General features: G+C 65.3%; 20 protein-coding genes. 3 read left to right on the top strand and 17 right to left on the bottom strand.

The window, feature by feature from the left end:
• Positions 1–3: 3 nt before the first annotated feature.
• The 17 genes from ACFQPB_RS05610 to rpsB all read right to left on the bottom strand — a co-directional run bounded on the left by ACFQPB_RS05610 (position 4) and on the right by rpsB (position 15,753).
• Entirely contained in the window at positions 4–576 is a 573-nt protein-coding gene (locus ACFQPB_RS05610) for an Lcl C-terminal domain-containing protein (RefSeq protein WP_382220454.1), read from the bottom strand.
• Positions 573–1,340 carry a TrmH family RNA methyltransferase gene (locus ACFQPB_RS05605; RefSeq protein ID WP_382220451.1) on the bottom strand — a complete coding sequence of 256 codons (768 nt, stop codon included), beginning with the start codon at positions 1,338–1,340 and terminating at the stop codon, positions 573–575. The genes ACFQPB_RS05610 and ACFQPB_RS05605 overlap by 4 nt, the downstream gene beginning before the upstream one ends.
• Positions 1,337–1,963 (bottom strand): ribonuclease HII, encoded by a 627-nt coding sequence (gene rnhB / locus ACFQPB_RS05600; protein WP_382220448.1) that lies wholly within the window; start codon positions 1,961–1,963, stop codon positions 1,337–1,339. The genes ACFQPB_RS05605 and rnhB overlap by 4 nt, the downstream gene beginning before the upstream one ends.
• Positions 1,935–3,053, bottom strand: coding sequence for a lipid-A-disaccharide synthase (gene lpxB, locus ACFQPB_RS05595; RefSeq protein ID WP_382220949.1), 1,119 nt, complete (start codon positions 3,051–3,053; stop codon positions 1,935–1,937). Before lpxB ends, rnhB begins: the two co-directional genes overlap by 29 nt.
• 104 nt (positions 3,054–3,157) lie before the next feature.
• A complete protein-coding gene (gene lpxA / locus ACFQPB_RS05590) occupies positions 3,158–3,964 on the bottom strand; it encodes an acyl-ACP--UDP-N-acetylglucosamine O-acyltransferase (RefSeq protein WP_382220445.1) in 807 nt (268 codons plus the stop codon).
• 10 nt (positions 3,965–3,974) lie between these two features.
• Positions 3,975–4,415 carry a 3-hydroxyacyl-ACP dehydratase FabZ gene (gene fabZ / locus ACFQPB_RS05585; protein ID WP_382220443.1) on the bottom strand — a complete coding sequence of 147 codons (441 nt, stop codon included), beginning with the start codon at positions 4,413–4,415 and terminating at the stop codon, positions 3,975–3,977.
• A complete protein-coding gene (locus ACFQPB_RS05580) occupies positions 4,412–5,392 on the bottom strand; it encodes a UDP-3-O-(3-hydroxymyristoyl)glucosamine N-acyltransferase (protein ID WP_382220440.1) in 981 nt (326 codons plus the stop codon). The genes fabZ and ACFQPB_RS05580 overlap by 4 nt, the downstream gene beginning before the upstream one ends.
• A 7-nt stretch (positions 5,393–5,399) precedes the next feature.
• Entirely contained in the window at positions 5,400–5,918 is a 519-nt protein-coding gene (locus tag ACFQPB_RS05575) for an OmpH/Skp family outer membrane protein (protein ID WP_382200241.1), read from the bottom strand.
• Positions 5,918–8,233 (bottom strand): outer membrane protein assembly factor BamA, encoded by a 2,316-nt coding sequence (gene bamA / locus ACFQPB_RS05570; protein ID WP_382220438.1) that lies wholly within the window; start codon positions 8,231–8,233, stop codon positions 5,918–5,920. The genes ACFQPB_RS05575 and bamA overlap by 1 nt, the downstream gene beginning before the upstream one ends.
• Before the next feature lie 13 nt (positions 8,234–8,246).
• Entirely contained in the window at positions 8,247–9,626 is a 1,380-nt protein-coding gene (gene rseP, locus ACFQPB_RS05565; RefSeq protein ID WP_382220435.1) for an RIP metalloprotease RseP, read from the bottom strand.
• A gap of 18 nt (positions 9,627–9,644) precedes the next feature.
• Entirely contained in the window at positions 9,645–10,823 is a 1,179-nt protein-coding gene (gene ispC / locus ACFQPB_RS05560) for a 1-deoxy-D-xylulose-5-phosphate reductoisomerase (protein WP_382220432.1), read from the bottom strand.
• A complete protein-coding gene (locus ACFQPB_RS05555; protein WP_382220430.1) occupies positions 10,820–11,674 on the bottom strand; it encodes a phosphatidate cytidylyltransferase in 855 nt (284 codons plus the stop codon). Before ACFQPB_RS05555 ends, ispC begins: the two co-directional genes overlap by 4 nt.
• Before the next feature lie 26 nt (positions 11,675–11,700).
• Positions 11,701–12,417, bottom strand: coding sequence for a polyprenyl diphosphate synthase (gene uppS / locus ACFQPB_RS05550; RefSeq protein ID WP_382220427.1), 717 nt, complete (start codon positions 12,415–12,417; stop codon positions 11,701–11,703).
• 99 nt (positions 12,418–12,516) lie between these two features.
• The gene (gene frr / locus ACFQPB_RS05545; protein ID WP_382200252.1) at positions 12,517–13,077 is read right to left on the bottom strand and encodes a ribosome recycling factor; all 561 of its coding nucleotides are present in this window, start codon (positions 13,075–13,077) and stop codon (positions 12,517–12,519) included.
• A gap of 39 nt (positions 13,078–13,116) precedes the next feature.
• Complete coding sequence (pyrH, locus tag ACFQPB_RS05540) at positions 13,117–13,827, bottom strand: UMP kinase (RefSeq protein ID WP_382200254.1); 711 nt, start codon at positions 13,825–13,827, stop codon at positions 13,117–13,119.
• A gap of 152 nt (positions 13,828–13,979) precedes the next feature.
• Entirely contained in the window at positions 13,980–14,873 is an 894-nt protein-coding gene (gene tsf, locus ACFQPB_RS05535) for a translation elongation factor Ts (RefSeq protein WP_382220424.1), read from the bottom strand.
• Positions 14,874–15,000: 127 nt separating this feature from the next.
• Positions 15,001–15,753 (bottom strand): 30S ribosomal protein S2, encoded by a 753-nt coding sequence (rpsB, locus tag ACFQPB_RS05530; RefSeq protein WP_382200258.1) that lies wholly within the window; start codon positions 15,751–15,753, stop codon positions 15,001–15,003.
• Positions 15,754–15,967: 214 nt separating this feature from the next.
• On the opposite strand from rpsB, the gene ACFQPB_RS05525 reads away from it, so the two are divergent.
• From ACFQPB_RS05525 to ACFQPB_RS05515, 3 genes are read left to right on the top strand one after another with little or no spacing between them, the layout of a single operon-like run.
• Positions 15,968–17,350: an amidase gene (locus tag ACFQPB_RS05525; RefSeq protein WP_382220422.1), complete on the top strand. Its 1,383-nt coding sequence runs from the start codon at positions 15,968–15,970 to the stop codon at positions 17,348–17,350.
• Positions 17,347–18,621, top strand: a complete 1,275-nt coding sequence (locus ACFQPB_RS05520; protein WP_382220421.1) for a D-amino acid dehydrogenase — start codon at positions 17,347–17,349, stop codon at positions 18,619–18,621. Before ACFQPB_RS05525 ends, ACFQPB_RS05520 begins: the two co-directional genes overlap by 4 nt.
• A gap of 7 nt (positions 18,622–18,628) precedes the next feature.
• A complete protein-coding gene (locus tag ACFQPB_RS05515) occupies positions 18,629–20,149 on the top strand; it encodes an NAD(P)H-hydrate dehydratase (protein ID WP_382220418.1) in 1,521 nt (506 codons plus the stop codon).

Raw genomic sequence — 20,149 nt, 5'->3', positions numbered from 1 at the left:
TGTTCAAAAGGCAGGGCGCACGAGGCGAAGGGGCAAAGTGGAGCGTTTGCTCACATCGCCCTTGGCCTCGCCGGTGGCCAAGTTGACCGCCCAACCGTGCAGGTAGGCCATGCGGTCGGCGTTGTCGTTGTTGCGGCCTTTTTGTATGTTGTCGTAGCTGTATTGGTTCACCTGGCCACCCGCGCGGATGTTGGCGGTGCCTGACCAATGCCATTCACGCGGTGCCGCAGGAAACAGCACCGGGTCCAGCCCCTGCTGCGCTGGACGGGGATCGACCAGGCGCTTGAGTTCGGTCGTGTGGGGCAGCCGCCAGCGTATGCTCTCGGCCTTCCAGCGCGCCAGCGCGTGGGCCGAGGCCTGCGCGTGGTCGAACAACTGCGGCTGGCCAGTGCAGGTTTTGCCGTCCCACACCATGCCCTCCACACAGCGAGGCCAGGCCAGCTTGGCCTTGAGGTCGATCACGTAGTCACCGTCTTCCGACAGCACAAAACGCGGCGCCTCGGTCTGCGCCCCCAAACCGACAGGGAGCACGGCGGCGAGCACCGCAAGTGCAGCGGTGGCAAGGTGGGTGGTCATGGCTGGGCAATGCTCGCGTAAAGGCAAATGGCGGCCGCAGCGGCCACGTTGAGCGATTCTTCGCCCCCGGGCTGCGGTATGCGCACCGCCATGGCCGCGCGTGCCGCCAGTGCTGGGGAGACGCCCTGCCCTTCGTGCCCCATCACCCAGGCACAAGGCATGGGCACCGTGCTGCGGTGGATGTCTTCACCCAGGTGCGAGCTGGTCACCACCAACGGCACGGCCAGTTGGTTCAGCAGGGCTTCGTCGGCCGACTCGATGAGACGCAAACCAAAATGTGCGCCCATCCCTGCACGCAACACCTTGGGCGACCACAAAGCGGCCGACCCCTTGATGGCAATGAGCTGCTTGAAACCAAAAGCGCCGGCGCTGCGCAATATGGAACCCACGTTGCCCGCGTCCTGCACGCGGTCCAGCACCACGGTGGGCACGTGCGGCAACAGCTCCGGGGCGGCGGGCAGGTCCAGCACAAAACCCATGGCGGCCGGCGATTCGAGCGCGCTGATGTCGGTGAACAAGGCGTCGGCCAGCACCACATTGCGTCTGGCGGCGGTACGCCATTCGGCCGGGGCTGCGGGCCACAGGCTTTCGCTGAACACCGCCAAGGCCGGCTTGACGCCACGGGCTAGCGCCGCACGGCACAGGTGATCACCCTCCAGCCACACACGCCCGAGCCGGCGGTAGGCGGCGTTGTCCCCGGCCAGGCGTTTGAGTTCCTTGACCAGGGCGTTGTCGCGCGACGAAATGTGGACGGCTTCAGTCATGCATGCATCTTCAGGGATTCGGCCACCGGTGCAAAGCTGCGGCGATGTTGAGGACATGGCCCATACAAACGCAAAGCGGACAGGTGCTCGGCCGTGCCGTAACCTTTGTGGCCATCGAAGCCGTACGCCGGAAACTCAGCGTGGTACTGCGCGCACCAGCGGTCGCGCGTGACCTTGGCCAGAATGGACGCCGCCGAGATGGCCGCCACTTTACTGTCGCCTTTGACGATGGCCTCGGCCAGCATGGGCAGCGGCGGCAGGCGGTTGCCATCGACCAGCACCTTGGCAGGTTTGAGACGCAGGCCTTCCACGGCACGCCGCATGGCCAGCAGGGTGGCCTGCAGGATGTTGAGGCGGTCGATCTCTTCGACCGAGGCCTCGGCCACCGAGCAGCACAAGGCCTTGGCGCGGATTTCGTCGTACAGGCGTTCGCGCTTGGCCGGGCTCAGCTTCTTGGAATCGGCCAGGCCAGCGATGGGGTGCAGATCGTCCAAGATGACGGCCGCCGCCACCACCGGGCCGGCCAAAGGGCCGCGCCCGGCCTCGTCCACCCCGGCGACCAGCCCAGGCACGTCCCACAGCAAGGGGGCCTGTTCAGCTTTCAAGAAGGTGCGCGATCGCATCGGTGGCCAGTTGGGCGGTGTCGCGCCGCAGCTCGTGGTGCAGCGCGGTGAAACGTTGTTGGAGAACGCCGATTTTCTCAGGGGCATCCAACCAGTCCAGCACGTCGCGCGCCAGTCGGTCGGGCCGGGCGTCGTCCTGCAGGCGCTCGGGCACCACAAATTCGCCACTGAGGATGTTGGGCAGGCCCACCCAGGGCTGCAGGCGTTTGCGCTGTGTGATTTGCCACGACAACCAGGGCATGTGGTAGGCGATGACCATGGGGCGCTTGAACAGCGCAGCCTCCAGCGTGGCGGTGCCGCTGGCGATCAGGGTGGCGTCGCAAGCCGCCATCACGTCGTGCGACTGGCCCTTCACCACCAACACCACATCACGCATGCCACAACGGCTGACCACCTCGTCGATCTGGGCCCGCAGCGCCGGCACCGCCGGCAAAACCAACTTGAGGCCCGGCTTTTCCCGTTGCAGCAGCGCACCGGCTTTCAGGAAACGCTCACACAAATGGGCGACCTCAGCGCGGCGGCTGCCCGGGAGCAAGGCCACCACCGTGTCATCGTCGCGCAAGCCAAGGCGCGCACGCGCGGCAGCCTTGTCGGGCACCAGCGGAATCACGTTGGCGAGCGGGTGTCCGACATAGGTGGAGGCGATGCCGTGCTGCGCCAGCAAGGCTGGCTCCATGGGAAAGATGCACAGGACATGGTCCACGCTGGTGCGGATCTTGTGCACCCGCTCGGCGCGCCAGGCCCAGATGGCCGGGCAGACGAAATGCAAGGTCTTGATGCCACGGGCTTTGAGCGTGGCTTCGAGGTCGAGGTTGAAATCCGGCGCGTCCACGCCCACAAACAGATCGGGCGGCGTCTTGAACAAGCGCTGCTTGACCTGCTCGCGTATGCCCACGATCTCGCGGTAGTGGCGCAGCACTTCCACGTAGCCGCGCACCGCCAGCTTTTCGCTGGGCCACCAGGCATCCAAGCCCTGGGCCGCCATGGCGGGGCCGCCAATGCCGGCGGAGCGCAGCTCAGGCCAGCGCGCACGGCAGCCTTGCAGCAGCAGGCCTGCCAGCAGGTCACCCGACGTCTCGCCAGCGACCAAGGCCAGACTGTAGGCCCCCGCGCTCGGCACTGGCGTGTCCTCGCTGCCCCCCAGGGGGGAGCGTTCCGCCTTGGGGCGGTCCGGCGGAACGGACGGATTCACTGTCAGCGCACGATGCCGCGCTGCGGCGTCGTGGCGGCCAAAAAATCCAGCATCAGGTTCACGTCGGCCTCAGCTTCTGGGTGGCTGGCTGTGATGTCTGCGATGCGGGCCTTGGCCTGCTCCAGGGTCAGGCCTTCGCGGTACAAGGCCTTGTGCATGGCCTTCACGGCGGCGATGCGGTCGGGCGAGAAGCCCCGCCGACGCAATCCCTCAAAGTTCATCGACCGCGCGCCTGCAGGGTGACCCTCGCTCATCACAAAAGGCGGTTGGTCGGCCAGAAGCACCGAGCCCATACCGGTCATGCCATGCGCGCCAATGCGCACAAACTGGTGCACGCAGGTGTAGGCGCCCAGGATCACCCAGTCGCCCACCACCACGTGGCCGGCGATCTGCGCGTTGTTGGCAAAGATGGTGTGGTTGCCCACCACGCAGTCGTGCGCCAGGTGGGTGTAAGCCATCATCCAGTTGTCGTGCCCCAAGCGCGTGACACCCCCGCCCTGCACCGTGCCAATGTGGTAGGTGCTGAACTCACGGATGGTGTTGCGGTCACCGATGATGAGTTCGCAGGGCTCGCCCTTGTACTTCTTGTCCTGGTTCACCGCGCCCAGCGAGGTGAACTGGAAAATCTGGTTGCCCTGCCCAATGGTGGTGTGGCCCTCGATCACCGCATGAGGGCCAACAACCGTGCCGGCGCCAATCTTCACATGCGGGCCGATCACGCTGTAGGCGCCCACCTGCACGCTCGAATCAAGTTCGGCGGCCGGATCGATGAGGGCCGTGGGATGGATCAACGGCGTGGCGTCTGCCATGGCGCCCACCTCAGGCGATGGTGCGCATGGTGCACATCAGCTCGGCTTCACAAGCAATGTCGCCTCCCACGCGGGTGACGCCCTTGAACTTGAAGATGCCGGCCTTCATGCGCTCCAAGGTCACGTCCATGACGAGCTGGTCACCCGGCTCGACCGGGCGTTTGAAGCGCGCGCCATCGATGCCCGCGAAGTAGTACACCGTCTTGTCGTCCGGCGTCACACCCAGCGTGTCAAAGGCCAGCAGCGCCGCCGCCTGGGCCATGGCTTCGAGCATCAGCACGCCCGGCATCACCGGGCGGTGCGGGAAGTGGCCGGTGAAAAACGGCTCGTTGATGGTGACGTTTTTCAGCGCCTGGATGCTTTTGCCCTTTTCGACGGACAACACGCGGTCGACCAGCAGGATGGGGTAACGGTGGGGCAACTGCTTGAGAATCTGGTGGATGTCCATCATGGTCGTTCGTTCTTTTCCAATGTCTTGATGCGTTCGCGCAGGCGGTGCAATTGCCTGAGCGTGGCGGCGTTCTTTTCCCAGGACACATTGTCGTCGAGCGGGAACACGCCGCTGTACTGTCCGGGCTGGTGGATGGAGCGCATGACCACCGACGCGGCAGAGATGTGCACGCCATCGGCCAGCGAGAGGTGGCCCAGCACCACAGCGCCGCCGCCCACGGTGCAGCCGCGCCCAATGCGCGCGCTGCCGGCCACACCCGCACAACCGGCCATGGCCGTGTGGGCGCCGATGTGGACGTTGTGACCGATCTGCACCAGGTTGTCGAGCTTGACGCCGTCTTCAATCACGGTGTCGTCCAAGGCGCCACGGTCCACGCAGCTGTTGGCGCCGATCTCGACATCGTCGCCAATGCGCACAGCGCCCAGCTGCTCGATCTTGACCCACTGGCCATCGTGGGGCGCAAAACCAAAACCATCGGCACCGATGACCACCCCAGGGTGCAAGATGCAACGCTGCCCAATGACACAGCCGCGCCCGACCGTCACATGGGCGCCGATGCGGGAGCCGAACCCGATGCGGGCGCCGGCTTCAACCACCGCAAACGGGCCGATGGACACACCAGGCGCCAACTCGGCGGAGGGGTCCACCCAGGCGCTGAGGTGAACGGCCGCTGGCGGCAGGGGATCGTGGTGCACACGCCACCACTGGGTGAGGCGGGCGAAATAAAGGTAGGGGTTGTCGCTGACGATGCAGGGGCCGCGTGCGGCGGCCCGCTCACGCAAGGCAGGCGACACAATCAGCGCCGCAGCGTGTGTGGTTTCGATCTGAGCGGCATAACGCGCATGCGCCACAAACGCAAGCGCGTTGTGATCTGCCGATTCGAGGGGGGCGAGCCGCGCAATCAGCGTCTCGCCAGAGCCGGTGAGTTCACCTCCGAGCGCCGCGACGATGGCGTCGAGTCGGGCGCCTGGGGTCATGCTGGCGTCACTTGGCGTTGTTCAACCCGGTGATCACTTTTTCAGTGATGTCGTGTTTGGGGTTGATGTAGACGGCTTCCTGTATCACCAGATCGTACTTCTCGGCTTCCGCCACTTGCTTGATCACACGGTTCGCACGTTCGAGCACGGCTTGCAACTCTTCGTTTTTGCGCACGTTGAGATCCTCTTGGAACTCACGGCGCTTGCGCTGGAACTCGCGGTCTTGCTCGACCAACTGGCGCTGACGGGTACCACGCTGCGTTTCCGACAACGTGGGCGCGTCGCGCTCAAAACGCTCGGAGGCGGTTTTGAGCTGGTTGCCGATGGCATCGATTTCTTTTTCACGCTTGGAGAACTCTGCCTCCAGCTTGCTTTGGGCCGCCTTGGCAATCGATGCTTCGCGGAAGATCCGATCGGTGTTGACAAAACCGATGCGGAAATCCTGCGCCATGGCGGACAAGGCCAACACGCCGGCACAAACACCCACCAGGGTGCGACGGACAAAATGACGGGAGATGTGTTTCATCAAAACGCGGTACCGATCTGGAACTGAATAGACTGCATTTTATCGCCGGGTTTTTTGCGGACAGGTTTGGCGAACGCCAGGCGCAGCGGGCCAATGGGTGAAATCCAGCTCAGGCCCACGCCCACCGAGGCGCGCAGTTCACCCGCGTCGAATTTCTGCTCATCGGTGTAGACGTTGCCGATGTCAAAAAAGCCAAACAGGCGCAGGGTGCGGTCATTGCCTGCACCGGGGAACGGCGCGAGGATTTCGGTGTTCAGCACCGCCATCTTGGAGCCGCCGATGTAGACCGTGCGGGAGGCGTCATCCACCAACGTGGAGCGCCCGCCCAGGGTGCCCTGGTCAAAACCACGCACCGAGCCCAGACCACCACCAAAGAAGTTCTTGAACAGCGGGAAGGGACGGCCGCTCATGCCTTTGCCCCAACCCAGCTCGGTGTTGAAAGCGAGCGTGTACTGCTTGTTCAGCGGGATGTACTGCTGGAACTGGTAGTTGGCCTTGACGTAGCGGGTGTCACCGCCGACGCCCACCTCGGCGTTGAAACGTTGGTAGCGGCCTTCGTTGGGCACCAGCGCGCTGTCGCGACGGTCACGCGTCCAACCCACCGTCAAAGGCAACGAGGAGGAACTGTCGCCAAACACCGCAGCGTACTGCTGGTAGGCCAAGGGCAGCTGGTTGCCTTCCTCGATGCGGGTGGATTCCACCCCGATGCCGAAATAGACCGTGTCACTTTCCGTGAACGGGACCCCAAAACGCACACTGGCGCCGGGTGTGACTAGGCTGTAGTCGCCGCCCTGCGCGTCCAGCGGGCGGGTGGTTTTGTAGTAGATGTCCAGGCTGCGCGAAATGCCGTCGGCGGTGAAATAAGGGTCGACCGTGGTCAACACCACCTGGCGGTTGTAGCTGCTGGTGTTGACGTTCAGGCCCAGGTAGTTGCCCGAGCCAAACGCGTTCTCTTGCTGGATGCCGGCCAACAGCGACAGTTTTTCTGACTGCGAGTACCCGAAGCCCAGCGAAATGTTGCCGGTGGGTTTTTCGACCAGGGTCACATTGAGGTCCACCTGGTCGGGGGCGTTGGGCACCTCCTGGGTGTCCACCCGCACCTCAGTGAAGAAACCCAGGCGGTCGATGCGATCACGCGACAGCTTGATGCGCTCGCCGTCGTACCAGGCCGACTCGAACTGCCGGAACTCGCGTCGGACGACTTCGTCACGGGTGCGCAAGTTGCCTTCGACGTTGATGCGGCGCACATAGGCGCGGCGTGAGGGGTCGGCTTGCAGCACAAAAGCCACGCGGCCGTTGTCGCGGTCAATTTGTGGCACCGCATCGACGCGGGCAAACGCGTAGCCGAATTCGCCGAAACGGTCCGTGAAAGCCTTGACCGTGTCGGCCATCAAGACGGAGTTGAATGCTTCACCGGCATCGAAGCGGATGAGTTTTTTGAACTCGTCTTCGCGCCCGAGATAGTCGCCCTCCAACCGCACCGAGGACACCACAAAACGTTTGCCTTCGGTGATGTTGATGGTGATGGTGATGTCGTCCTTCTCGGGCGAGATGGCCACCTGGGTGGAGTCGATGCGGAACTCCAGGTAGCCGCGCGACAGGTAGTAGGAGCGCAGGGCTTCGATGTCGGCGTTGAGCTTGGCCCGCGTGTAGCGGTCGGACTTGGTGTACCAGCTGAGCCAGCCCCCGGTGTCCAGATCGAACAGGTCGCGCAGCGTGCCTTCGCTGAAGGCCTGGTTGCCGACGATGCGGATGTCTTTGATCTTGGCGACGTCGCCTTCGACCACGCTGAAATTGATGTTGACCCGGTTGCGCTCCATCGGCGTCACCGTGGCCACCACCTGCACGGCATACAGGCTCTTGTTGATGTACTGGCGCTTGAGTTCTTGCTCGGCGCGGTCGGCCAAGCTGCGATCAAAGGGGCGGCCTTCGGCCAAACCCACATCGCGCATGGCCTTGCGCAAGGTGTCGTTGTCGAACTCGCGGATGCCACTGAACGACACGTCGGCCACGGTGGGCCGTTCTTCAACAATCACCACAAGTTCGTTGCCGTTGACCTGCAGGCGCACGTCGGAGAACAGGCCCAGGCCGAACAAGGCGCGGATGGCGCTCGACCCCTTCTCGTCGTTGTAGGTTTCGCCGATGCGAAAGGGCAGCGAGCCAAACACGGTGCCCGGCTCGACACGCTGCAAGCCTTCGACCCGTATGTCACGCAGGGTGAACGGATCGACGGCCCAAGCCGGCAAAGCGGCCAGCATCGAGGAGACAAGCACGCCATGCACCAGGCCACGCAGGCCCACTTTGAGTTGTTTCATGTATTGGTCAGCATCAGCCCAGCAAGCGGGCCACATCATTGAACAAGGCGAGCACCATCAACAGCATCAGCACCGCCACACCACCGCGCTGCAAACGCTCCATCCAGGCGTCGGACAGGGCACGCCCTGACAGCCCCTCCCAAAGATAATACATCAGGTGCCCACCGTCCAAAACGGGCAGGGGGAGCAGGTTGAGCACGCCCAGGCTGACGCTGATCAGCGCCATGAAGGTCAGGTACGACGTGAGACCCATGCTGGCCGACTTGCCCGCGTAGTCCGCGATGGTGATGGGGCCGCTGATGTTCTTGAGCGAGGCTTCCCCGATCAACATGCGGGCCATCATCTTGAGTGTGAGCCAAGACACCTCACCCGTGCGAATCACCGCGTTCTGCAGGCCTCCAAACAGCCCCTCGCTGACCTCCACCATGGCGGGCGGTGCGCCGACAAACGCGCCCACGCGCCCCACCCACTGCCCGTTCTGTTGCTCGGGGCGCGGCGTGACCAACAGCTCGACGCGCCCCCCGTCGCGTTCGATCTGCCAGCGCTGGGCAACACCCTGCCCTTGTGCCGACACGCCCTGTCGGATCAGGGCCCGAAGCGTCTGGGCGTCAGACACCGGCTGGTCGTCCACCGCACGCACGCGATCACCTGCACGCAACCCAGCCGCCTGGGCCGCACCATCTGGCAGCAACCCGCCCATCAACGGCGCCGACCAGGGGGACACAATACCAATCTGCTGGAACATGGCGAGGTCGGCCTCCCGGCGAGCGAGGTCGGACAATGGCAACAGCACAGCGCGTGGCGTGCCATGCTCACCCTCGGCCACCCACAGCCGCATGTCCTCACCGTCCAGCGCAGCCTGTGTGAGTTGCCACCGCAGGTCGTCGAAAGAACGGACCACCGATGGTGCTTGCTCACCCACGGCAGCCCGTGTCACCCAGTCGCCAGCACGCAAACCCGCGCGGTCAGCAAGCGAAGCGGGGGTGGGGGTGGACAACACCGGCTGCGGCGCCGACACACCTATCCAAGCAACCGCAGCGTACAAAAGCACCGCGAGGGCCAAATTGGCCACAGGGCCTGCCGCCACAATGGCGGCCCGCGCTCGCAGGGGTTGGGTGTTGAAGGCCAAGTGGCGTTCATCCGCAGCCACCGGCGCCTCGCGCTCATCGAGCATGCGCACGTAGCCACCCAGCGGTATGGCGCACAACACGAACTCGGTGTCCTGCCCCGGACGCTGGCGCTGCGGCTTCCAGCGCAGCAAGGGCTTGCCGAAGCCGACCGAAAAACGCAGCACCTTGACGCCACAGGCCACGGCCACGCGGTAGTGCCCATATTCGTGGACGGCGATCAACAGCCCGAGGGCCACCACAAAGGACAGCACCGTGAGGATCATGGGTTCTCCGAAAAGACGTCAGGCCAACAAGCGTGTCACCGCCCGTTCAGCGGCAGTGCGGGCCTGGCTGTCCAACGCCAGCAAGTCGGCCAGGGAATGGGGTTCAGAGAAGCTCAGGGCAGACAAAGTTTCCAGATTCACCACATGAATCTGGTCGAACCGCAGCCGCCTGTCCAGAAAAGCGGCCACCGCCACCTCGTTGGCGGCGTTGAGCACGGCCGTGGTGCCTGGAGCGGCGCGCAAGCTGTCCCACGCGAGGGCCAGGCCAGGAAAGCGACGGTCATCAGGGGTTTCAAAGGTCATCGCCGCCAGGCGCCGGAAATCGAGACGTTCGGCCCCGCTTTCCATCCGTTCCGGCCACGACAGGCCGTAGGCAATGGGCACACGCATGTCGGGTGTGCCCAGCTGGGCCACCACCGACGCGTCGCGGTACTGCACCATGGAATGCACCACGCTCTGCGGATGGATCACCACCTCGATCTGCTCGGGCGCCACGTTGAACAAATAACGTGCCTCGATCACTTCGAGTGCCTTGTTCATCATGGTGGCGGAATCGACCGAAATCTTGCGCCCCATGACCCAGTTGGGGTGGGCCACCGCTTCTTCGGGCGTGACGCTGTGCAACGTGGCCGGATCGCGTGTGCGGAACGGGCCACCAGAGGCGGTCAGGATGATGCGGTCGATGCGCTGGGCCCAGGTGGCCGGATCGTCCGGCAGTGACTGGAACACCGCCGAGTGTTCGCTGTCGATGGGGAGCAGCCGGGCACCGCCTTCGCGCACGGCGGTCATGAACATCTCACCCCCCACCACCAGGGCTTCCTTGTTGGCCAACAACAGGCGCTTGCCAGCACGTGCGGCCGCGATGCAAGGAGCCAGGCCGGCGGCACCGACAATGGCCGCCATCACCGCGTCCACGTCCTCGTGTGCCGCCACCCATTCCAGGTCCGAAGGCGTGGACAACACGCGTGTCGCCAAACCATGGGATGACAGTCGCTGCGCCAGGTCGGCCGCGCGGGCAGCGTCCACCATCACCGCAAAACGCGGGGCAAAACGCAGGCACTGCTGCAACAGCTCGTCCACCCTTGACGCGGCGGTCAGCGCGAAGACCTCAAAACGCTCGGGATGGCGCGCCACCACATCCAGCGTGCTGGTGCCAATAGATCCGGTGGAGCCCAGGATGGCCAGTCGTTGTTTCATCGCGAAAGTAAGGAATACAGCATCAAGGCCAGGGGCAACGTGGGCAGCAAGGCGTCCACCCGGTCGAGCACGCCCCCATGGCCGGGCAGCAGGCCACTGCTGTCCTTGGCGCCCACGCTGCGCTTGATCAGCGACTCCACCAGGTCGCCGACCACGCTCATGGCCGCCAAACCCAGCACCACCAGCAACAACACCGGCCAACCGGCCTGCGCCAGCAAGCTGTAGAGGCTGGGCACCGGTACGGCGTAGCGGGCATCGGCCCAGACCCAGGCTGCCGCGAGGGCAACCACCCCCAGCATGCCCCCCATCACGCCTTCCCAGCTCTTGCCGGGGCTGATGGACGGCGCGAGTTTGCGGGCGACCAGCCGGGTGCCAAACGCGCGCCCGGCGAAGTAGGCAAAGATGTCGGCCACCCAGACCAGCACCAACGTGGACAGCAGGAAATTGACGCCGATCACCCGGGCCTGAGCCACCGCCAGCCAGGTGAGCCACAAGGCCAGCAAGCCGCCCACCAGGCGCACCGGCGCCGCAATCTGCGGCCAGCCAGGCACCCCCGCGCGCAGCAAGAGCGCGCCACACAACACCCAGGCCGCGCCGGCAGGTACCCACAGCGCAGCCTGCGGTTGAACATGCAAACCCAACGCCCAGCTCAACACACAGGCCGCAAATGTGACGCCGCCCAATACCAGCGACGCGCCCTGCCCAAGCCCGTTCAGCCGGCCCCACTCCCAGCCACCGGCGGCAATGAACACCAGCATCAGCGCGATGAAGGCGCGGGGATCGCCGTGGAACAAGGCCGGCAACAGCACGGCCAACAGCACCAGGGCGGTGATCACGCGTTGTTTGAGCATCTGGCTGAGGTGTGTGGGCTGGCCGCTCAGGCCGCCGACGTCTTGTGCACGGCTGGCGCCACCTGGGCCGAGGTCTTGCCAAAGCGACGCTCGCGCCCGGCGAAGGCGTCGATGGCCTCGTCCAGGTGGGGTGCATCAAAGTCGGGCCACAACACGTCGCTGAAATGCAGTTCGGTGTAAGCCAGTTGCCAGAGCAGGAAGTTGCTGATGCGCAACTCACCGCCGGTGCGGATCAGCAAATCGGGGTCGGGCACGTGGGCCAGCGCCAGGGCGCCGGCCAAGCGCTCCGGCGTGATCGCTTCGCCACTTTGGGCCACCTGTTGGGCGGCCTGGGCGATGTCCCAGCGACCGCCGTAGTTGAAACAGATGTTCAAAACCAGCCGCCGGTTGTGCGCCGTCGCACCTTGGGCCTGCTCAAAGCCCTGGCACACCTTGTCGGACAGACCACGCCGATCGCCCACAAAATGCAGCTGCACGCCGTTGTCCTTCAGCGAAGGCACTTCCCGCGCTAAGGCGCCGGCCAGCAACTCCATCAAGCCCGAGACCTCATCGGCCGGCCGCGCCCAGTTTTCGGAGGAAAATGCGAACACCGTGAGCACACCCACGCCACGGTCCAGGCACAGGCGGATGCAGCGGCGCAAGGCCTCCAGCCCCTGTCGATGCCCGGCCACGCGCGGCATGAAGCGCTTGTTGGCCCAGCGACCGTTGCCATCCATGACGATGGCGATGTGGTGAGGTGTCATATACAACGAAGCCTGATCCGCCGCCGGACCGCCCCAAGACGGATCAGCCCCCACGGGGGGCAGCGACCCGCGCAGCGGTGGAGCGTGCGGGGCGACATGTCAAACCGCCAGAATGTCCTGCTCTTTGCTGGCGACCAAGTGATCGATTTCCACGATGCGCTTGTCGGTGGCCTTCTGGATGTCGGCTTCGGCACGCTTCTGGTCGTCTTCCGAGGCCAGCTTGTCCTTGACCAACTTCTTGACCGATTCGTTGGCGTCGCGGCGCAGGTTGCGCACCGCGATTTTGGCGTTTTCGCCTTCGCCGCGCACCACCTTGGTCAGCTCCTTGCGGCGCTCTTCGCTCATGGGCGGCATGGGCACACGGATCAGGTCGCCCTGGCTGGACGGGTTCAGGCCCAGGTCGGATTCGCGGATCGCTTTTTCGATCTTGGCGCCCATGCCCTTTTCCCAAGGCGCCACACCGATGGTGCGGGCGTCGATCAGGGTCAGGTTGGCCACCTGCGACAGCGGCACCATGGAGCCGTAGTAGTCCACGTGAACGGTGTCCAGCAACTGCGGGTTGGCGCGGCCGGTGCGCACGCGGGTCAAGGCGTTCTTGAACGCCTCGATGGACTGCTGCATCTTGTGGTCGGTGTTTTTCTTGATTTCGTCAATCGTCATGGCTCATCCTCTCACTTTGCTTCACGGACAGCGTGGGCCTCAGACGTGCACCAGGGTGCCCTCGTCTTCGCCCATCACCACACGGCGCAAGGCACCGTGCTTGAAAATGCTGAACACCTTGACCGGCAGCTTCTGGTCGCGGCACAAGGCAAACGCGGTCGCATCCATCACCTGCAGGTTCTTGCCCATGGCCTCATCAAAGCTGATGGAGGTGTAGCGGGTGGCCGATGGGTCTTTGTTGGGGTCGGCCGAGTACACACCGTCCACCTTGGTCGCCTTGAGCACAATTTCCGCCCCAATTTCCGCACCACGCAGCGCTGCAGCGGTGTCGGTGGTAAAGAAGGGGTTGCCGGTGCCGGCGGCAAAAATCACCACCTTGCCTTCCTCGAGGTACTGCAAGGCCTTGGGGCGCACATAGGGCTCGACCACCTGCTCGATGGAGATGGCGGACATCACACGGGCCACCAGGCCCGCCTTGTCCATGGTGTCGGCCAGGGCCAACGAGTTCATCACCGTGGCCAACATGCCCATGTAGTCGGCGGTGGCACGGTCCATGCCGACCGAGCCGCCAGCCACGCCACGGAAAATGTTGCCGCCGCCAATCACCACGGCGACCTGCACACCCAAACGCGTCACCTCAGCGATCTCTTCGACCATGCGAACGATGGTGGCCCGGTTGATGCCGAAGGCATCGTCGCCCATGAGGGCTTCACCCGACAATTTCAAGAGAATGCGCTTGTGTGCTGGCATGTACGACCTTTGGGTTTCAAGAAAAATTGGAATCCGACGGTGCCCGTGGAGTGTATCGCCGCCGCCCGCTGTCGGCAGGCGCACGCCGCCCATGGACACGCGAAAAAAAGGCGGGCCCCGTCAACGACGGTCCCGCCTTCAGGGGGCAAGAATCAGGCGCCCTTGGCAGCAGCCACCTGGGCAGCCACTTCGGCCGCGAAGTCGTCGACCTTCTTCTCGATGCCTTCACCCACCACGTACAGGGTGAAGCCCTTGACGGTGGTGTTGGTGGACTTCAGGTACTGGCCCACGGTCTGCTTGCCGTCGGCGGCTTTCACGAACACCTGGTCCAGCAGCGAGACTTCCTTGAGGTACTTCTGCACCGAACCTTCGACCATCTTGGCCACGATGTCGGCCGGCTTGCCGGATTCGGCGGCTTTGGCTTCGGCCACCGAACGCTCTTTGGCGATCAAGTCGGCGGGCACATCGGCGCTCGACAAGGCCACAGGCTTCATGGCGGCGATGTGCATGGCGGTGTCCTTGGCGGCTGTCTCATTGCCGTCAAACTCCACCACCACACCAATGCGGGTGCCGTGCAGGTAGCTGGCCAGCTGGGCGCCAGCGCTGTACTGTTTGAAACGGCGGAAGCTCATGTTCTCGCCGATCTTGCCGATCAGGCCCTTGCGCACGTCTTCCAGCGTGGGGCCAAAGCTGTCCTGCTCGTAGGCCAGGGCGCCCAGGGCTTCCACGGAAGCCGGGTTGTGCTCGGCCACCAGCTTGGCAGCGGCGTTGGCCAGAGCCAGGAAGCTGTCGTTCTTGGTCACGAAGTCGGTTTCGCAGTTGACTTCGATCAGACCACCAGTGGTGCCGTTGATGAAGCTGGCAACCACACCTTCAGCGGTCACGCGGCTGGCGGCCTTGCCGGCCTTGGTGCCCAGCTTGACGCGCAGCAGCTCTTCGGCCTTGGCCATGTCGCCATCGGCTTCGGTCAGGGCTTTTTTGCACTCCATCATCGGCGCGTCGGTCTTGGCGCGCAGTTCAGCAACCATGCTTGCGGTGATAGCCATCTTGGTGTTCTCCATAGGCCCACTCGGGCCAGTACAAATATTGAAAGAGGAATGTGGCGTGCCGGTTACGAAAAAGGGGCCACAAGAGCCCCTTTGAACCAGCCGACGGCCGATTGCAGCCGATCGATCAGGCGGAAGCTTCTTCCTTGACTTCCACGAACTCGTCGCCGCCAGCGGCCACGGCCTTGACCACGTCGTTCACGGCGTTGGCGCGGCCTTCGAGGATGGCGTCAGCGATGCCACGGGCGTACAGCGCCACGGCCTTGGCCGAGTCGTCGTTGCCAGGGATCACGTAGTCAATGCCCACCGGCGAGTGGTTGGTATCGACCACACCCACCAGCGGGATGCCCAGCTTCTGCGCTTCTTGCACGGCAATTTTGTGGAAACCGACGTCGATCACGAAGATGGCGTCAGGCAGGGCGGTCATGTCCTGGATGCCGCCGATGTCTTTTTCCAGCTTTTCCATTTCGCGGGCGAACATGAGCTGCTCTTTTTTGCTCATGCTGTCCAGACCGGCTTCCTGCTGGGCCTGCATTTCCTTCAGGCGCTTGATGGAGGTCTTGACCGTCTTGAAGTTGGTCAGCATGCCGCCGAGCCAACGCTGATCAACGAAGGGCACGCCAGCACGGCGGGCTTCCTGGGCCACCAGGTCACGCGACTGGCGCTTGGTGCCCACCATCAGGATGGTGCCACGATTGGCGGACAGTTGCTTCACGAATTTGGCGGCCTCTTCGAACAGGGGCAGCGTCTTTTCGAGGTTGACGATGTGAATTTTGTTGCGGTGACCGAAGATGTACGGAGCCATCTTGGGGTTCCAGAAGCGGGTTTGGTGACCGAAGTGGACACCGGCTTCCAGCATTTCGCGCATGGAGATAGACATGGTTTTCTTTCCAGAGGTTGTGACTGAAACCGGCCCCGATCCCTGTTCATCCTGAACAGAAACACCCGGTTGGGCCGGCTTGCGATTTGTTCGACCAAAGGCTTGGCGCCGTCAGCAAAACCCAAAGATTATAGCAGGCCAGGCAGGTTTGCTGCAACGCAACAGTTTGCCCCAGGCAATCGGAAGTGCCCGTCTCCTCGCACACAATGTAAGCATGAGCCCTGCCTGCTTTCCCGCGCCCGATCTGCACGCCACCCAAAGCGCCCTGCAACGTGGCGACACCACCGCCACACAACTGTTGAACGCATCGCTCGCTGCCGCGCAAAGCAGCGCCTGCGAACACGCCTGGGTGGTGGCCCCGACCGCCGCGGATGCCCACGATCAACTGGCCTCGCTGGAAAGGCGCCACGGCCAGGACCTGCCGCACACGCCGCTGGCCGGCTTGGCTGTCTCGGTGAAAGACTTGTTCGACGTGGCAGGCCAGGTCACCACCGCTGGATCGCGCGTGCTCGGTCCGGATGGCGTCAACCTGCCGGCTGCCAAAGCGGACGCCACGGCCGTGGTCCGCCTGCGTGCGGCGGGCGCCGTCATCTTCGGGCGCACCCAGATGAGCGAATTCGCTTTCTCGGGCGTGGGCGTCAACCCCCACCACGGCACCCCTCGCAACCCCTGCGATGCCACCACCCACCGCATTCCGGGCGGGTCGTCATCGGGCGGCGCCGTCACGGTGGCGGCAGGTGCTGCCTGGGCCGCGCTGGGCAGCGACACCGGCGGCTCCATCCGCATCCCCGCAGCGCTGTGTGGCATCGTCGGGTTCAAAAGCAGCGCTCACTGGGTGCCCACCGACGGCGCCTTTCCCCTGTCCACCACGCTGGACACCGTGGCCGCCATGACGCTGAGCGTGCGTGACGCCATCTTGCTGCACGAGGTGCTGGCCGCCCGCAGCGTGGTGCGCAGCCCCACCGGCCTGCGCGATTGCCGTTTTGCTGTGCCCCAACACACCGTGCTCGATGGGCTGGACGCGACCGTGGCGCGCGCGTTCGAGCGCAGCCTGAGCATCCTGTCGGCGGCGGGCGCGCACATCGTGGACGTCGCCCTGCCAGAACTGGGCGAAGCGGCCGACATGCAGGCCCGCTGCACCTTCCCAGCCGCAGAGGCGTTCAGCGTGCAGCGCACCTGGGTGCAAGACCATGCCGCGCTCTATGACCCGCGTGTGCTCGCCCGCGTGTTGCGCGGCGGCACCATGCTGGCCGGCGACTACATTGAACTGCAACGCGCCCGCACCGACTGGATGCGCCGCGTCAATCAGGCGATTGCCCCGTTCGACGCCCTGCTCTCGCCCACCGTGCCCATGGTCGCACCACCGCTGGCCGAGGTGGCACCGGGCACCGAACGCGACGAGGCCTTTTTTGCCGCCAACGCCCGCCTGCTGCGCAACACCGCCTTGGGCAACCTGCTGGACGGTTGTGGCCTGTCGCTGCCCTGCCACCGCGACGGCGAACTGCCTGTGGGTCTGATGCTGTGGCATGGCAATGGCCGAGACGACAGCGTGCTGCACGCGGCACAGCTGGTCGAGCGGGCACTGGAGGCCGCATGAGGGTTGCCATCATCGGGGCCGGCATCATCGGCGTGACCACCGCGTACGAACTGAGCCGTGACGGCCACGAGGTCACGGTGTTTGAGCGCCGCGCCGCCGCCGCCGAAGAAACCAGCTTCGCCAACGCCGGCATCGTCGCACCGGGCTATGTCACGCCTTGGGCCGCGCCCGGCATGCCCCAGAAGGTGCTCAAGCACCTGTTCAGCGCCCATGGCCCGGTCAAACTGGCCTGGCCCTTGAGCGCACGCGATCTGGCCTGGATGTGGCGCTGGTGGCGCGCCTGCGATGCCGAGACCTACATGGCCACCCGGCGCCAGTTGCAGCAGCTCGCCTTCTACAGCCGCGAACGCTTGCACCACCTCACACACGACCTGCAATTGCAATACGACCGCAGCGATGGCTTCATGGTGCTGCTGCGCGACGCACAAGACCAGGCCATGGTGCAACCCGGCCTGGCGGTGCTGCGCGAGCTGGGCATCGCGTTCCACGAAGTGCCCGGCCACGTGGCCCGCGCGGTGGAGCCCGCGCTCAACCCCGACACGCCTTTGGTGGGCGCGGTGCATGTGCCCGGCGACGAAGTGGGCAACTGCCGCCAATTTGCCCTCCTGCTCAAGGACGAGGCCCAAGCGTTGGGTTGCCGCTTCGAGTTCAACACCGAGGTCGAACGCATCGAAGCGCAACCCAGCCGCGTGTGGGTGCGCCCGCGCCAAGGCAACGGCACGGCCGAGGCGCAGACCTTCGACGCCATCGTGCTGAGCGCGGGGGTGCACAGCGCGGGCCTGGCGCGACCGCTGGGCGTGCGCATCCCGTTGACCGCCGTCTACGGCCACTCCATCAGCATGGCGGTGCGCGAAGACATGGACGCCCCTGTTTCCGGCGTCATGGACGAACGCTACAAGGTGGCGATTTCGCGGATGGGCCAGCGTGTGCGGGTGGCCGGTGGCGCCGAAATCGGCGGCCGCGCCGACCGCCACGGCAAACACGCCTTCGACACCTTGCACAAGGTGTTGTACGACTGGTTCCCAGGCTCGGCTCGACACGGCCGCACCGGCGGCCAGATGCAGACCTGGAAAGGGGCCCGCCCCATGTTGCCCGAGGGCCCGCCCCTGGTGGGCGCCAGCGCCGTGCCTGGGCTCTGGCTGAACCTGGGCCACGGCTCCAGCGGCTGGGCCCTGAGCTGCGGCAGCGCGCGGGTGTTGGCCGACCAACTCGGCGGTCGCAACCCTGGCCTGGACGCCACGGCCCTGTCCCCCGCCCGCCTGTCGGCCTGAGGCTCTTATGATCCAGCGCGTCACCCCCGATCGCCCCTGGCCCCTCTTCGGCGCAACACGCAGCCGGGCAATAGAGGGCGCCGCGCTGGCCGCCTCTGCGCCCCACGTCTTGATGGCCCGCGCCGGGCTGGCAGTGGCGCAATGGGCGCGCGCCCTCTACCCACACGCCCGCCACATGTGGGTGGCCTGCGGCCCGGGCAACAACGGGGGCGATGGCCTGGTGGCTGCCTGCCACCTGGCGGAATGGGCAAAAACATCAGGCGCCCAACTGAGCGTCAGTTGGCAGGGCGATGTGAACCGCCTGCCCGCCGATGCGGCCTGGGCCTGGGCCTCGGCACAACATGCCGGGCTGCACTGGGTGGATCACCCACCCGACAACTGCGACCTCGCCATCGATGCGCTGTTTGGCCTGGGCGGGCGCGCCGACCAGATGGCCGGTCCTCTCAGACTCTGGCTGGACGCCTTGCGCCGGGCCGCTTACCCCGTGTTGTGTGTGGACCTGCCCAGCGGGCTGAATTCCGACACCGGCGCGCTCTCAGGCCTGCCACCCACACACGGCCCCCGACACACCCTGAGCCTACTGACCCTCAAGCCCGGGCTGTTCACCGCCGCAGGGCGCGACGCCGCCGGCGAGGTCTGGCTGGACGACCTGGGCTGCGCCAGTGCCGATGCCCCCGACGCCTGGCTGGGCATAGCGCCACCACCGCACCACCCGCGTCCGCACAGCAACCACAAGGGCAGCCACGGCGACGTGCTGGTGCTCGGTGGCCAGGGCCTGAACGTCAACGGCGCCGGCATGACGGGCGCCGCGGTGCTGGCCGCACGCGCCGCCCTGCACGGCGGCGCCGGCAGGGTCTACCTGGTGCCGCTGGACGCGGCAGGCACATCCAGCGTGGGATGGGACACCGAAACGCCCGAGCTGATGGTGCGCACCACCGCCCACCTCACGTCCGAATGGCTGGAGGAGACGACCGTCGTCTGCGGATGTGGCGGCGGGGACGCCGTGGCCCCTTGGTTGCAACAGGTCATCGCCCACAGCCAGGCACTGGTGCTCGACGCCGACGCGCTCAACCACGTGGCCGCTTCGCCCACTTTGCAACAGGCACTGCGCGAACGCAGCCAAGCGCGGGGCGTTGCCGCCACGGTCATCACCCCACACCCGCTGGAAGCAGCACGGCTGCTCGGCACCAGCACACACGACGTGCAATCAGACCGACTGGCGGCGGCACAGCGGTTGGCGCAAGAGCTGGGGCTGATCTGCGTGCTCAAAGGCTCAGGCACCGTGGTCGCGATGCCAGACCAAGTGCCGGTCATCAACCCCACCGGCAACGCGCGCCTGGCCACAGCAGGCACCGGTGACGTGCTGGCCGGCTGGCTGGGCGCCCGTCTGGCCGCACAGGAGGCCACCCCCGTCCAAACCACCTGCCATGCCGTGTACCAACATGGGCGGGTGGCAGACGATTGGTCAGTCCAACGAAACGGCACCTTGACCGCCAGCGGCCTGGTGCGCCACCTGGGGCGGCACTGA

The sequence above is a fragment of the Hydrogenophaga atypica genome (assembly GCF_042665215.1).
In the GTDB taxonomy this organism is placed as follows: domain Bacteria; phylum Pseudomonadota; class Gammaproteobacteria; order Burkholderiales; family Burkholderiaceae_C; genus Hydrogenophaga; species Hydrogenophaga defluvii_A.
Note: the sequence above shows the minus strand (reverse complement) of the source record. Positions and strands in the feature narration are given on the sequence as shown.